Consider the following 13,990-nt stretch of genomic DNA (forward strand, 5'->3'; position numbering starts at 1 on the left):
TTCAAGCATAAACCTGGAGGATTAGAACTTACTTTCGTCCTCCGAGCTTAATTTTTTCTCACATTTAGAATTGACTAGACCAGAATTTTGCAACTTTATAAAATAATTTTACAACCTCCTATTCTAATCTCCTGGAAGCAGGAGAATATTAATCCTTTATCTTTGACAAGATAAAGGATAACGAATAAAAGGAGGCTTTGTTATGCCAAATAATGGCCGAATCGTTAATAACTCATACCAAGATAAATCAAAAATATTTAAAAATGGTGTTCAATCAGCGACAAATTATGTGCAAAACGCAATTGAAAATGCTGCTGAATCCACACAAGATGCAACTCAAAATCTTGTAAATAATGTCATGAAGAGAAGACGGGATAAAGAGTGATAATGTGCATTGAGATGTTCAGGTCCGTCAACTAGCCCTTTACAAAAAGGGCTGCTTTTGGCTGTAAGGATATTCCGATTTGGTAAACGCTATTAGTCAAATTTGTTTTCCTTTAAGGTCCGATAATTATCGCTCATCTTAAGTCTGAAAAGGGTGGCAAAGTGAAAAAGGAACAGATTAGTGCGCTTCAACTATTTTATATCCTTATCGGGGCTCAGTTTGGAACGGGGTTTATTTTGGGGTTGGGAGGAAAGGCTGGATAGGATGCATGGATTGTCATTTTGGTTGCTGCTTTAAGTAGTCTTGTTTTAGTAGGAATTTATATCAAGTTGGCAGCCTTGCACCCTGAATTTACGTTGATTCAGGCCCTTCCCTTTATAGTAGGGAAATTTATATCCTATCCACTCATTATTATTTACATCGTTTATTTTATCTATTTAGCTGCGAGAGTGTGCCGGAATTTGGGCGAACTGTTACTATCAACCATCTTAGTAAAAACCCCAATTTTAGTGGTCATTGGAATCTTTGTCATGTTGATCGTCTATTGTCTCCGTGGCGGAATTGAGGCATTGGGACGCATGGGGTTGATGGCAATTGTTTTTCCATTTGTTTTACTATGCATTGGACAAATAAAGGAATTTATGGAGAGAAAACCGCTATAGTGGTGTAGAACCACATTATGGTATATTTTTGAACGATTTACATCAAACTACTAAGAAGAATGTAAATAAAGCTTGGTTTTGTTCATGCTAGGCAATAGATGGGATCAGGTGATTCAATGGAGATTATGAAAGCTGAAGGTGAATGGTTTGCTTGGTTATTAGTGATCATTTCGGTACTTATTGTTTTGCTTATGCCTAAGAAAAACCTAACATGGGTTGGCATTTTTATTACTTTTGCTGTAGCCGGGTATTTGACCTGGTTAGCTGATTCAATTGTTGGAGGGTCTTTTGATTTATTTGATTTGGCCGGGAAAAACACAATCGAGATTGGTGATGCATTTTTATTAAGCTTTGTTCCGCCAAGCTTAGCTACAATATTTGTTAATTTCTACAACTCGAAGTATAGATGGATAATTGCCGTTATTTTTACACTTCTATCTTTTGTTTTGGAGCAGGGTTTAGTTCGAAGGGGCTACATGGAAAATAAAAATTGGGAAACAGTGTATGGAATACCCGTGTATTTTGCAGTTTTCGGATTTTTATTCCCTTGGTTTCTAGGGCTGCTTTCAAAGAAAATGATGAAAAGTGATACTAATTAGAAAAATAGTTCTTTATGAAAGGGCTTTTTCTTTGTTTACCAGAAAACTATAAAATCCTCTGTACTGTGAATAAGCGCTCATGTATCAGCTCCAGTGCCTAGCCACTCATGAATTGAAGCTTCAAAATATGCCTCCTATTCATGAGTGGCTTATTTGCCTTAGGCTGAGTAAAGCGCTTGCTATTTTCTGAAATTTGCGACAGTTCTTTATTTACAAATGAAAAAATCAATAGCTGTCATTTCCTGCATAAATCATCTAAAATATTAGCAAGCGTTTTCATATAAAAGGTGGGGGATCATGGTCTATTTCCGACGATTTCTATACATAGCAACACTTCTCGTATTCTTGCTAACTGTTTTTTTTACATTATATTACGGCAAAGAAACGTTTCATTTCTCTGGCGGGACTGTCCCCAGTTCAACTACTTCCAATTACCACATCGTGCTTATCCCAGAGGAGCTTGACAACGATTATTAGCGTCTTGTTGAACAGGGTGCGCGCGATGCAGCCCAGTTTCATGATGTGTACCTGGAGTATCTCGGCCCAAAGCAAGCCAACAATGACGAGCATGTAAAAACGATTGATATGGCGATTGCCGGTCTTGTTGATGGGATTATCACCCAAGGGTTAGGCGAAGAAGAGTTTGAAAGGCTCATAACAAAAGCAAAGGAAAAGCTGATTCCCGTTGTAACGATTGACACAGATGCCCCAAATAGTGACCGCGCAGTATACGTGGGCACAGATAACTATTACGCAGGATTTCTTGCCGGCAAAGCGATGATGAATGACACAGCGGGCCCGCAGCAAGTTGGGATCATAACCGGCCGTCATGATGCACCACATCAAAAGCTTCGCGTCCAAGGCTTTAAGGATGCAGTCGCAACGGAAAAGCGCATCAAGATTATCGCCATTGAAGAGTCAACGATTACTGAAATCGGCGCAGTCGAGGCTGCCCATAAAATTGTAAAGGAACACCCGCAGGTAACAGCCTTCTATGGCACCAGTGCACTTGATGGCATCGGCATTGCCCAGGTTGTCAAAGACCTGAAAGCAGAGGATAACCTGTACATCATCGCTTTCGACATCCTGCCGGAAACACTCGCCTACATGGAAGAAGGAACAATTGAAGCAACAGTCGTTCAATTCCCATACCAAATGGGCTATGAGGCAGTTGAGAGAATCATTCAGCTCAAAAAAGGGGATAAGTTAAACCCACTTCAGCATACCGATACAAAGGTGATCTATAAAGAGGATCTCCCGATTTCACCTGCAGCAATGGGGGGAGGACAGCTGCCATGACCAAAATACGCAACAAGCTATTACTCTACTTTTTCGCCTTTGTCGTATTATTTAACATCGTATCCTATTCCATCTATTTGAGCAGCTCACAAATGGTTTCCGAGTATCACGATAGCTTTGAGCGCTTTTTATTGTTTAATGAAATCACTCAGCAATCCACGCAAATCTATGAAAAAATCAATGCCTATGTGGTTGAAAAAGACCCTGCTTTTATTGAGGACTATCAAGATATAAAAAAACGCCTTCTTGAAAACAACGAGCGACTGACAGAGGAAGCAATGACAGGGATGAATCAACAAGAACTCTCCAAATATCAAAGAATGGTCGGCAACCTTATTTTTGAAAGTGACGTAACCATCGCGGCCGTTCGCTTTGGTAATGTTGATCAATATACAACACATGCGAAAGAAGTGCGCAGCATCTCATCCTATATCTTAGAATCAACCTTACAGCTCCTAAACCTTGAGCTCGCGGATTATCAAACGTTTTATCAGGAAATGGAAGAGCGCAGGCACGCATTCAAATGGTTCATCATCAATTTGTTCAGCTCAACCCTGCTTTTTGCGCTGTTAGCGGCTGTTTGGTTTTCACGTGGACTAACCAAGCCTCTTCGCAGTCTTTCAAAAGCCGCCAAGGAAATTTCAGCGGGCAATTTTGACGGTCCGCCGATTCAGGTCAATACAAATGATGAAGTAAAGGTATTGAGCGATTCTTTTCAGCATATGCGCGAAAATATTAAACAATTAATTGAAGAAATAAAGGAAAAATCGGAGCTCGACCAGCTGCTGAAGGAGCTTGAGCTTAAGCATTTGCAAAACCAAATCAACCCGCATTTCTTATTCAATACGTTAAACACTGTTTCAAGAATGGCGTACCTGGAGGATGCAGCCGTCACATCACGCCTCATCCAATCTGTCTCAACCCTGTTGCGCTCAAGCCTCGGCGACATCAGCAAAACCGTAACCTTAAGAGAAGAAGCAAATGTCGTGAAGGAATACTTTTACATTCAAAAAACAAGATTTGCAGAACGAATCACATTTCAAACAAGCATTGATGAAAGCTGCCTAAACGTAAAAATCCCTGCCCTGACCCTTCAGCCATTAGTCGAAAACTCCTTTATTCATGGAATAGAGGCTCTTGAAGAGGGCGGGATCATCAGTCTCGCAATCTATCGGGACGAAGCCGATGTCATCATCGAAGTATCGGACAATGGCAAAGGGATGGATGAGGAAAGGAAAAACCAAATCCTTTCAAATACAGTAGCTGATCTTCACGAGGATCATAGCGGGCATTCAACAGGCATTGGTCTGCGCAACGTCATCAAACGGCTCAAACTTGTTTATAAAAGGCCAGACACCTTAACGATTCACTCAGAGAAAAATAAGGGCACAACCATCCGAATCAAACTTCCATATCGAGAGGAGGAAGCAGAATGAAGATCGTGATCGTTGACGATGAAATGATCGAACGGAAAGCGATGAAGAAATTGATTGAAGAAAGCTTTTCACACATGAAAGTTGTTGGAGAAGCAGCAAATGGAAGGTTCGCCATTAAACAAGCAATACAGCATAAGCCCGATGTCATGATTATGGATATTCACATGCCAGGCATTGATGGTCTTGAAGCAATCAGGCAAATCCTTCAGGAGCTTCCCAAAACAAAATTTATCATGGTCTCTGCCTATAATTCATTTGAATATGCGAAGGAAGCGATGAAGCAAGGGGTAAAGGAATACATCCTGAAGCCAAGCAATAAGCAAGAAACTCTGGAAGCGATTATAAGGGTGGAAAAAGAAATTAATGAAGAAAAGCGCGAGCTCTTTGAAACAGAAAAAATGGCCAAGCAGCACCTTATCACCGCGATGATGCAAAACGAATGCACAGAGGAAACCGAGACCATGTACAAAAAACATTACCCAACGGCAAACATGGCTTTTTTCCAGGTGATCACAACAACACAGCCAGAATCTGTCTCTAAATGGCTAAACGAAAGAGCACCCTGCCCCTATATAAAAAAGGACCTGGGAGACAAATTGATCGTGCTTTTCATCACGGAGAAAAAATCGGCCCATCACGTAAAAGCTGATGCGCTCACAATCGCGCGCGCCATATGCCAAACCTTGCCGTCATCAACAACTATTGGCATCGGCAGCCCTTTTGCTCAGCTTGATAAACTGTCGATTTCCTACCAGCAGGCGTTACTGGCGTCTGCCCAGCTAAAAAAAGATGCGCATGTATCTTATGGCTATCCACTCGTTGAGGAAAATGTTGAGGATGGGACATTCATTAAGCTCGAAAAATCCTTGATGAATGAAATTAAAGCGGGACGACTAGAGCAAGCTAACGACTATTTTCTGCTATATTACGATTATGTAAGCAAAGAAACAGAGGAAAAAAACATCATTCCTCTGCTAGGAGAATGGGGCATCCGCTTAAAGCAATCATTGGAGCAGCACGGCGTATTCTTCCGCGATCTCCAAGTGCTTGAAGCGAAAACAAAGGATGATTTTCTCGAGCTGATTCGTCAATTTTGTGAAAAAATCATCCTGCAAAAGGAAGAAAATGATTCGATCATGATGGCGAAAACGTATATTCATACTCATTACAAAGAATCGCTTAGCCTTGAAGATGTGGCGGAATATGTAAAGCTTACACCAACGTATTTTACAAAGGTGTTCAAAGAGCAAACGAAACGAACCTTTATTGACTATGTAACAGACTATCGCATTGAAAAAGCAAAAGAGCTGCTGCTTCATACAAAGCTTAGTCTAAAGGAAATTGCCTTTGAGGTTGGCTATAAAGACCCGAATTACTTCAGTCGTGTCTTTAAAAAATGGACGAATTGCTCACCTAAGCAATATCGCAGTTTTGAAAGTACGACCACAAAATAATGCAGAAATAAATAAAATAGTGAAGAAGATAAACGGAAAGAAAGCAGATATCCCCCTCTATAATAGAGATCGAAAGCGATTTCAAACAGAGGGGGATTTTTAGTTGAAAAAAAGTTTTCTATTATCATTGTTGTTAATTTTCTCATTAATCATTTCAGCTTGCAGCTCAAATTCGAGTACGGAAGAAAAACCAGAGGGAAATAGTGAGGGCGGCGGAGATGCTCAGGCTCCGTTAGATATCTTTAGCTGGTGGACTGGTGCTGGTGAAGAGGATGGCTTAAAAGCTTTATTAGCGATATTTGAAGAAAAATATCCAGATATTCCGGTTGAAAATGCAGCGGTAGCCGGTGGAGCCGGTACAAATGCAAAGGCTGTTTTAGCGAGCCGCATGCAAGGGGACGATCCTCCAGCAACCTTCCAAGTACATGGCGGTGCAGAGCTAAATGAAGGCTGGGTAGCAGCTGGCAAAATGGAACCGCTTAATGATTTTTATGAGGCAGAAGGCTTAAACGATAAATTCCCGCAGGACTTAATTGACATGGTTTCAAAGGACGGAAATATCTACTCCGTTCCCGTCAATATTCACCGCGGAAACGTCCTTTGGTACAACAAAAAAGTATTTGAAGAGAACGGTTTACAAGCACCAACAACTTTTGATGAGTTCTTTGAAGTTGCAGATGCGCTAAAAGAAAAAGGCATCACTCCTTTAGCACTTGGAGACAAAGAGCCATGGACAGCAACACATCTATATGAAACCGTTCTCCTTGGCGTGTTAGGAAATGAAGACTATGGCAAGCTTTGGACAGGGGAACTTTCATTTGATGATCCAAAGGTTGTCAAAGCAGCAGAGATTTTCCAAAAAATGCTGACGTATATTAACGACGACCACAGCTCACGCAACTGGCAGGATGCTTCACAGCTAGTCGCAAACGGTGAAGCAGCCATGAATGTCATGGGTGACTGGGCAAAAGGCTATTTTGTAAATGATTTAAACTTAAAGGTTAACGAAGACTTCGGCTATATCCCAACACCAGGAACAGAAGGCCAATTCATGGTCATTACTGACACATTCGGCTTGCCAAAAGGTGTTGAGAATTCTGAAGGTGTTAAGAAATTTCTAAGCGTACTTGCATCTGTCGAAGGCCAAGACGCATTCAACCCATTAAAAGGCTCAATCCCTGCGCGTGTTGACGCGGATATCGAAAAATATGACCAATACGGAAAAGACACAATGGAGGACTTCAAAACAGGAAAACTCGCGCCAAGCCTTGCACACGGCTCCGCAGCATCCGAAGGCTTCCTAACAAAAGTCAACCAAAGCATCAACATCTTTGTTACTCAACAAAACACGGATCAATTTACGCAAGACATGACAGCTGCAGCTGTGGAATTGAAGTAAAATCTTCGGGACTGTTCTCAACCAGAGGTAGGGAAGGGACAGTCCCTAAAAACAGCATAGGTGCATTCCCGCAAGACACCTCTTAATGCTAGAGGCTCGTGTCAGGGGGAAAGTCCGGCGCCAAAAAAGGAGGAAAAACCATGGAATCAGTCAAACCTTATCCGCAACAGAAGACGGTTTCAGTCCTGCCTAAAAAGAAAAAGCGTTCAAGTGATCATCTCTTGGCCATCGCTTTTATCCTGCCATCATTTTTACTTATCCTGATCTTTGTTTACGGCTTTATTGGATGGACCGGTTATGTGTCATTCAGTAATTGGAACTCGCTCGTACCAGACTTTTCTTTCGCAGGTTTAAAAAATTACCTGTATTTGTTCCAGGATTTCCGCTTTCAAGCCGACCTGCGGAATTCGATCTTTTTTACGATATTGTTTATCGGCCTTGTTATCATAAGCGGCATGGGTCTGGCAATCCTGCTTGACCAAAAAATAAAAGCTGAACCGGTTTTTCGTAATCTGTTCTTCTTCCCGATGGCCTTATCATTCGTTGTTACAGGTGTTGTTTGGCAATGGCTTCTTAACCCTTCAACAGGTGTAAACTTATTTCTCAACAAGCTTGGCTTAAGCCCGAAATGGTATACCGATACATCAATATTAGCAGGTTTTGAATGGGGAAGAATCGAATTCGGGATCCCTGTGGCTCTTATCGCAGTCGTTATCGCAGCGGTTTGGCAAATGACAGGCTTCTCGCTTGCGATGTATTTAGCTGGCCTGCGCGGCATACCTGATGAAGTGAGGGAAGCAGCGCGGATGGACGGGGCAACGGAATTTCAGCTTTATCGAAAAATCATCCTGCCATTATTGCAGCCGATTACGGTCAGTGTCATCATTATCATGGCACATATTTCCCTGAAAATATTTGACCTCATTTATGCAATGACAGGTCCAGGAGCCAATTTTGTCACAGATGTGCCAGGAGTTTACATGTTTGAAACCACCTTCCGCGGCAACTATTACGCAAATGGCGCAGCGATTGCGATCATCATGCTTGTATCAGTGGCGATATTCATCGTGCCATACTTAATCCATAGCAGAAAGGCGGAGAACTAACATGGCCATACAACGCTTAAGCAAACCAATCATCTATCTCATTTTGATCGCCATGAGCCTTTTCTTTCTCTTGCCAGTCTATGTCATGGTGATCACAAGCCTGAAACCATTTGATGAGGTCACGCTAGCAACGATGTGGACGCTGCCGTCATCACTCGACTTTAGCGGTTATGCGGAAGCTTTCAGTAAACTATCACCAAACTTAATTAACTCATTTTACCTCGTCATCCCGGCAACATTGCTGTCCGCCTTGTTAGGGGCAATGAACGGATATGTTTTGTCGAAATGGAAATTTAAAGGTGCGGATGTTCTTTTCACGATTATTTTATTCGGTATGTTCATCCCATACCAAAGCATTCTGATTCCTTTAATTCAATTCCTGCGTGAAATCGGACTCTATAACTCAATCCCAGGACTTATCTTTGTGCACGTTGTGTACGGCCTGCCAATTACAACGTTAATGTTTCGTAATTTTTACGCAAACATACCAGATGAAATGATTGAATCGGCACAAATTGATGGCGCCGGCTTCCTGGGCATTTTTCGTTACATCATGATCCCTTTGTCAATTACAAGCTTTGTCGTCGTAGCGATCTGGCAATTTACAAATATATGGAATGAATTTCTTTTCGCCGTCACCATCACAACGTCAGACCAGCAGCCAATCATGGTCGCCTTGCAAAACCTGTCCGGCTCGCAAATCGTCCAATGGAATGTGCAAATGGCCGGAGCGCTGCTGGCCGCATTGCCGACATTGCTTGTTTATATTTTGCTGGGCAAATATTTTGTGAGAGGACTGCTGGCGGGATCGGTGAAAGGGTAATGATCATTTTTAAGGCTCTTGCAAATGTAAGAGTCTTTTATTGTTTGGGACAAAAAAACATGAGAATACAAGAAAATTGACTTTCATCATAAAAAATCCTTTTAGGGACACTTTTCTTACTTCCCAACTGAGATTTGACCTTTCCCCTAGTAATTTTATAAATTTATTGACTATCAACGAATAAATTAGTAAAATTTAATGGAACATATGTTCTCATTCGATGAAGTATTGAGGTGAGTATTTTTAATGACTACAATAATATCAAGCGTTGGCCTTAAAGGATTAGACGGATATAGGATGGAGGTAGAGGTTAATTTACTTCCTGTTCAGGGAGGAATAAGTATAATTGGATTGCCCGATAAAGCTGTGAAAGAATCCAAAGATCGAGTGTTATCCGCGCTTATTTCAAATCAATTTTTTATACCTCATCAAAAAATCATCATAAATTTATCTCCTTCTGACCAAAAAAAAGAAAGTCCTTTATTTGATCTGCCAATAGCAATAGGAATTCTTAAAGAGATAGGCTACTTTAAAGAAATAGATATTTTAAAAGAAAATGCATTTTTAGGTGTTTTAACATTAAATGGGGAAATTAAACCCGTAGAGGGAATGCTTCCAATTGTTTTAGCATTGAAAAAACAAAGATTTAAAACAGTATTCTTACCATATCATTCATCATTACCATTCGATATCATTGAAGGTATTGAACTTAAATTTGTTCAAAATATTAAAGAAGTAGTACAAGCGTTAAAAGGCCAATTAGAATTGCCAAACAGCAAATATTTCAAATTAAATCAGTCATCCCCCCTTTCTGCCTCACAACATTCACAACTAGATTTCCAGCATATATACGGGCATAAACAAATAAAAAGAACATTAGAAATAGCTGCTGCAGGCGGACATAATGTTTTAATGATTGGGCCGCCTGGATGTGGAAAAAGCATGTTGGCAGAGGCATTTCCAACTATACTCCCACCACCTACAAAAGAACAGAAACTTGAAATAATGAGTATATATCAACTTGCTGGTATACCTAATATCGATCTAACACATCCACCATTTCGTTCACCACACCATACTTCTTCATCAGTTTCTCTAATTGGAGGAGGCTCCAGACCAAGACCAGGAGAAATCTCACTTGCTCATCATGGAGTCTTGTTTTTAGATGAAATGTTGGAATTCTCAAAGAGGTCGTTAGACATGCTTCGCCAACCAATAGAATCGGGAAAAGTATCAATAAGCAGGGTAGCACAATCCATTACATATCCTGCAAATTTTATCTTAGTAGGTGCAATGAATCCTTGTCCATGTGGTTATTCCAGTTCCAAATCACATTATTGTACATGCACAGCAAAAGAGCTTAAAAAATACCAAAATCGCCTCTCAGGACCCATCCTAGATCGAATTGACTTATTTTTATACCTTCAACCAGTAAATTTTGAAAAAGAGGTTGAAGCTACAGAATCTTCATCTGAAATTCGAGAGAGGGTGATCTACGCACGAAATAAACAATACAGGAGATATAAAAAAGAGGTTTGCAATGCAAAGGTTTCCTATGAAAGTCTACAAAGTTCTGCCAAATTAACCAATGAACAGCAAAAATTTCTTCATCAATGGTCCAGTAAAAAAAATTATAGTAACCGGGTTCAAATTAAGCTTATTAGGTTAGCAAGAACAATTGCAGATTTATATGGTAGGGAGCAAATTTCAAATGCAGACTTATGGGAAGCATTTTCGTTTAGACGGATAAGTGAAAGTTATGTTCCAAAACAAAACATAAAGTAGGAAATAGAAAATCTATACAAATTTCTTCATACAAATTTTTATTAGCAAAAAAAAGTTAAAAAATGTAGAATGGTGTTGAAGGAGGTGAGCACGCACGGTGGAAGAAAGATTCAACCGCATTGAAGAAATGTTAACTACTCTAATAAAAATGGTAGGCAATATTCGTGAAGAACAAGCTTCAATGAAAGAAGAACAATCGTCAATAAAACAGGAGTTGACGTCTATGAAAGAAGAACAAACATCAATGAAACAGGAATTGACTTCAATAAGAGAAGTACAAACGTCAATGAAAGAAGATCAATCTTCAATATGGGAAGAACTTCGTCTCATGCGTACGGAGAGTGAACAACGTCATAAAGAAATGATGAATCGCTTTACATTGCTTGAGGCTGACCATGAGCATACATGGGAAAAGACTGTCCGGAATGAAAGAGAGATTGGCATAATAAAGAAGCACATTGAGATTTAACCTCCAAATAAAATCCGCTAAAAAAACACTTCTCTTTTATTGCCTCAAAAAGCATGAACAATCAAAATTATTTTCAACTATAAGAAGCAGTTCTTCTTATTGTATAGGAATTGTTTCTTTTTCTGTTAGAATACAAAGTAGGAGATTCCTAAAAAGAATAGAAAAGAAGAAATAAGGCTAGAATGTTAATAGTGTAGTAGAAAACGATCGATCGGCAGAAAGTGGTGTGAAAAGTGAGCATAAAAAGAAATGACCCATGCATTTGTGGCAGCGGGAAGAAATATAAGCAATGTTGTTTGAAAAATAATGTAGTGATGCTAGAAACAATTCGTGATAATGAATTAAATCAACTCCAGTTCGAACTTTTTGCATTTGCAACTAGCCACTTTGAATTTTTATTAACGGAAATGATGGATGACTTTTTGGATGGTTTAGATTTGTTAGAAGAGGAGGAGGACTTAGTTTCTTTATACTTTACTGTTTGGGCAATTTTTTCCGTTCAAATCGAACCAGAGGAGACCATCTTTACACAATTTCTTAACCAGAAAAAGAAAAATCATACGCTGCGATCATCAACATTACAGCAGCTTGAAGCATGGGATCATACTGTTGCTTCCTTCTCTATAGTGAAAAAGATCATCGATGATCTCCATATTGAGGTTGAGGATGTCATTACGAATGAAACGAAACAAGTAAAGCTTTCTGAAAAGCATGAGGACATTGAAGAGGGAGGAATTCTCCTTGGCTTTTTGCTTCCGTATGGAAACTATTATTCATATTTCACGATGTATCTCGATTTTTCAGCAAGCGAAGCGTCAAGTATGGCTGCAGAGGTTTTAGCCGACTTTGATGCTAGTGACTATCCAAGCGCCGAACTGTTTATGGTTCATGAATTCCCAAAATTCCTCCTAGGTATATTCGCTGGGCAAATGGGCGGCCCTGATCTTGATCAATTGAATTGGACAAACCCAAAGTATGAAGAGGTTGCTGAGATATACAAAGAACATAGCCAGGAAGAAGAACTCCCAAAGCAATTTCAAGACCTAGGGGTTATGCTGTGGTTTATCTACTGCCAGCAAACAAACCCATATTTCCGTAAACCGGAGATCTATGCAGCAGCATTGCATTATTTGGTAAACGAAAATATTCCATTCTTTGACTTATACACGCAATCAGAAATTGCCGAGATCTATGAAGTGAGTACAGCTTCATTGTCAAAAGCATATCACCAGCTTAAAAATGGCCTGGAAGATGAATTGGAGCAAATAGCCGATTTCATGACTGATGATATATATGACCTATTAGATGATGAAGATATTTATGATGAAGATGATTACGATGAAGAGGATGATGATTACATTGACCTCGAAGATTTGTTTTTTGAAGAGGAAGAATCTTCTATAAATAAAAAGAAAAAATAATGCAAATCAAAAGTGCCTGGCCACAACCAGGCGCTTTTATGTTATGTTTTAGTTTAACAACAGCGTTAACATCGCTGTTAATAGCGCTGTTGCCAAAGGTAATGAAACATATAAAATCGTTCGATTCCTTTTTTTGATTCGTTCAATTTCCTCGGGTGTTGCCCAATGATAGTTCGACATCAACATATTCCCCTTTTATCCTTGATGGTAGCTGTCTTGCTTTGCGTCATCACCTTTTAGTGATTTTGCCGTTGTTTATAGTATCGGGTTGAAATATGTCGATTTTAGTAGGTCTTTTTTACTATTTTTTTATTTTCATGCCATTGTTGGTGAAAAGGAAAATCCCATAAAAACTAAATAATGCCGCCGTTTTTTTGAATTTTATTGACAAGTTTATCCTTAGAATCATCTAGGTGATTTTTAATGACAGCTTTGATATCAGAGACATTGCCTTCTTTTAAAGCTTCAATAATGGCGATATGCTGATGGATAGCAGATGTAATCATTTCTTTTGAGATAAGGGAGCTTTCAACAGCTAAAAATCTATAATTCATTAAGTTCATATATATGTGCATATTTTTTTTGTTTTTCCCTAACTTAAGAAACTCGAGATGAAAGGCCAAGTTATAATCCTTTCTTAAATAATCTTCGAGCGGGTCAATTTCAATGTCGTAAAGTGATTTTTCAGTGATCTGCTGCATTTTTGAAATTTCCTTCAGTAAGCTATCTTTTGGTAGCTGGGAGACTTTATCAACGACCCAAAATTCTAACATTAATCGTGTATCCATAATGTCTAATACGTCATGAATTTCGATAGCGTTTACAAATGTCCCCACCTTTGAAACAGTGGTAACTAATCCATCCATTTCAAGACGATTAAGTGCATCTCGGATGGGGGTTCTGCTTACTCCTAAATGCTGTGCCAATTCCGGTATTAATAGTTTTTGATTAGGATCAAATTCCCTGCGAATAATCTTATCCTTAAGAATCGTATACGTTTTATCCCAAAGGTTGGAATTGTCGATTTTTGGAAGCTCCATGTAATTCTACTCCTCAATAAATAAAATATAGAATTTTCTGTTATATACATCATATTTTAAACGATAAAAAAATAAACGTCAAATAGGTATATAAAATTCAAATGTTTTCAAA

14 protein-coding genes, 1 pseudogene and 1 riboswitch are annotated in these 13,990 nt (G+C 39.4%); of the genes and pseudogenes, 13 read left to right on the top strand and 2 right to left on the bottom strand.

Annotation, left to right across the window (positions count from 1 at the left end; all coding sequences use genetic code 11):
* Window positions 1-202 precede the first annotated feature (202 nt).
* From Q1B07_RS15945 to Q1B07_RS16005, 13 genes and pseudogenes are all read left to right on the top strand, one after another.
* Window positions 203-385, top strand: coding sequence for a hypothetical protein (locus Q1B07_RS15945; protein WP_299091966.1), 183 nt, complete (start codon window positions 203-205; stop codon window positions 383-385).
* Window positions 386-657: 272 nt separating this feature from the next.
* Window positions 658-1,047: a GerAB/ArcD/ProY family transporter gene (locus tag Q1B07_RS15950; RefSeq protein ID WP_299092059.1), complete on the top strand. Its 390-nt coding sequence runs from the start codon at window positions 658-660 to the stop codon at window positions 1,045-1,047.
* Between the two features lie 116 nt (window positions 1,048-1,163).
* Complete coding sequence (locus Q1B07_RS15955; protein ID WP_299091970.1) at window positions 1,164-1,646, top strand: hypothetical protein; 483 nt, start codon at window positions 1,164-1,166, stop codon at window positions 1,644-1,646.
* Window positions 1,647-1,943: 297 nt separating this feature from the next.
* A complete protein-coding gene (locus tag Q1B07_RS15960; protein ID WP_299091973.1) occupies window positions 1,944-2,123 on the top strand; it encodes a hypothetical protein in 180 nt (59 codons plus the stop codon).
* Window positions 2,124-2,141: 18 nt separating this feature from the next.
* Window positions 2,142-2,945: pseudogene (locus Q1B07_RS15965) on the top strand (substrate-binding domain-containing protein); the annotation flags it as partial.
* Entirely contained in the window at window positions 2,942-4,381 is a 1,440-nt protein-coding gene (locus tag Q1B07_RS15970) for a sensor histidine kinase (RefSeq protein WP_299091975.1), read from the top strand. The pseudogene Q1B07_RS15965 and the gene Q1B07_RS15970, both read left to right, overlap by 4 nt.
* A complete protein-coding gene (locus Q1B07_RS15975; RefSeq protein ID WP_299091977.1) occupies window positions 4,378-5,835 on the top strand; it encodes a response regulator in 1,458 nt (485 codons plus the stop codon). The genes Q1B07_RS15970 and Q1B07_RS15975 overlap by 4 nt, the downstream gene beginning before the upstream one ends.
* A gap of 103 nt (window positions 5,836-5,938) precedes the next feature.
* On the top strand, window positions 5,939-7,234 hold the full coding sequence (locus Q1B07_RS15980; RefSeq protein ID WP_299091979.1) for an ABC transporter substrate-binding protein: 1,296 nt from the start codon (window positions 5,939-5,941) through the stop codon (window positions 7,232-7,234).
* A gap of 140 nt (window positions 7,235-7,374) precedes the next feature.
* Window positions 7,375-8,340, top strand: a complete 966-nt coding sequence (locus Q1B07_RS15985; protein ID WP_299091981.1) for a carbohydrate ABC transporter permease — start codon at window positions 7,375-7,377, stop codon at window positions 8,338-8,340.
* A gap of 1 nt (window position 8,341) precedes the next feature.
* Entirely contained in the window at window positions 8,342-9,163 is an 822-nt protein-coding gene (locus Q1B07_RS15990) for a carbohydrate ABC transporter permease (protein WP_299091983.1), read from the top strand.
* Between the two features lie 246 nt (window positions 9,164-9,409).
* Window positions 9,410-10,948 (top strand): YifB family Mg chelatase-like AAA ATPase, encoded by a 1,539-nt coding sequence (locus Q1B07_RS15995; RefSeq protein ID WP_299091985.1) that lies wholly within the window; start codon window positions 9,410-9,412, stop codon window positions 10,946-10,948.
* Between the two features lie 97 nt (window positions 10,949-11,045).
* Entirely contained in the window at window positions 11,046-11,417 is a 372-nt protein-coding gene (locus Q1B07_RS16000) for a hypothetical protein (RefSeq protein ID WP_299091987.1), read from the top strand.
* Between the two features lie 233 nt (window positions 11,418-11,650).
* Window positions 11,651-12,838: a YecA family protein gene (locus Q1B07_RS16005; RefSeq protein ID WP_299091989.1), complete on the top strand. Its 1,188-nt coding sequence runs from the start codon at window positions 11,651-11,653 to the stop codon at window positions 12,836-12,838.
* Between the two features lie 48 nt (window positions 12,839-12,886).
* On the opposite strand, the gene Q1B07_RS16010 is transcribed toward Q1B07_RS16005, so the two are convergent.
* Window positions 12,887-13,018 carry a hypothetical protein gene (locus Q1B07_RS16010; RefSeq protein ID WP_299091992.1) on the bottom strand — a complete coding sequence of 44 codons (132 nt, stop codon included), beginning with the start codon at window positions 13,016-13,018 and terminating at the stop codon, window positions 12,887-12,889.
* Window positions 13,019-13,041: 23 nt separating this feature from the next.
* A riboswitch (cyclic di-GMP riboswitch) is annotated at window positions 13,042-13,098 on the bottom strand.
* 93 nt (window positions 13,099-13,191) lie between these two features.
* Entirely contained in the window at window positions 13,192-13,878 is a 687-nt protein-coding gene (locus Q1B07_RS16015; protein ID WP_299091995.1) for a GntR family transcriptional regulator, read from the bottom strand.
* Window positions 13,879-13,990 lie beyond the last annotated feature (112 nt).

Source organism: uncultured Metabacillus sp., from assembly GCF_947503125.1.
Lineage (GTDB): Bacteria > Bacillota > Bacilli > Bacillales > Bacillaceae > Metabacillus.

What these genes read in the sequence shown, in the direction of transcription:
- Q1B07_RS15945 (WP_299091966.1), top strand. Translation starts at nt 203, where the DNA reads ATGCCAAATAATGGCCGAATCGTTAATAACTCATACCAAGATAAATCA.
- Q1B07_RS15955 (WP_299091970.1), top strand. Translation starts at nt 1,164, where the DNA reads ATGGAGATTATGAAAGCTGAAGGTGAATGGTTTGCTTGGTTATTAGTG.
- Q1B07_RS15960 (WP_299091973.1), top strand. Translation starts at nt 1,944, where the DNA reads ATGGTCTATTTCCGACGATTTCTATACATAGCAACACTTCTCGTATTC.
- Q1B07_RS15970 (WP_299091975.1), top strand. Translation starts at nt 2,942, where the DNA reads ATGACCAAAATACGCAACAAGCTATTACTCTACTTTTTCGCCTTTGTC.
- Q1B07_RS15975 (WP_299091977.1), top strand. Translation starts at nt 4,378, where the DNA reads ATGAAGATCGTGATCGTTGACGATGAAATGATCGAACGGAAAGCGATG.
- Q1B07_RS15985 (WP_299091981.1), top strand. Translation starts at nt 7,375, where the DNA reads ATGGAATCAGTCAAACCTTATCCGCAACAGAAGACGGTTTCAGTCCTG.
- Q1B07_RS15990 (WP_299091983.1), top strand. Translation starts at nt 8,342, where the DNA reads ATGGCCATACAACGCTTAAGCAAACCAATCATCTATCTCATTTTGATC.
- Q1B07_RS15995 (WP_299091985.1), top strand. Translation starts at nt 9,410, where the DNA reads ATGACTACAATAATATCAAGCGTTGGCCTTAAAGGATTAGACGGATAT.
- Q1B07_RS16010 (WP_299091992.1), bottom strand. Translation starts at nt 13,018, where the DNA reads ATGTCGAACTATCATTGGGCAACACCCGAGGAAATTGAACGAATCAAA.
- Q1B07_RS16015 (WP_299091995.1), bottom strand. Translation starts at nt 13,878, where the DNA reads ATGGAGCTTCCAAAAATCGACAATTCCAACCTTTGGGATAAAACGTAT.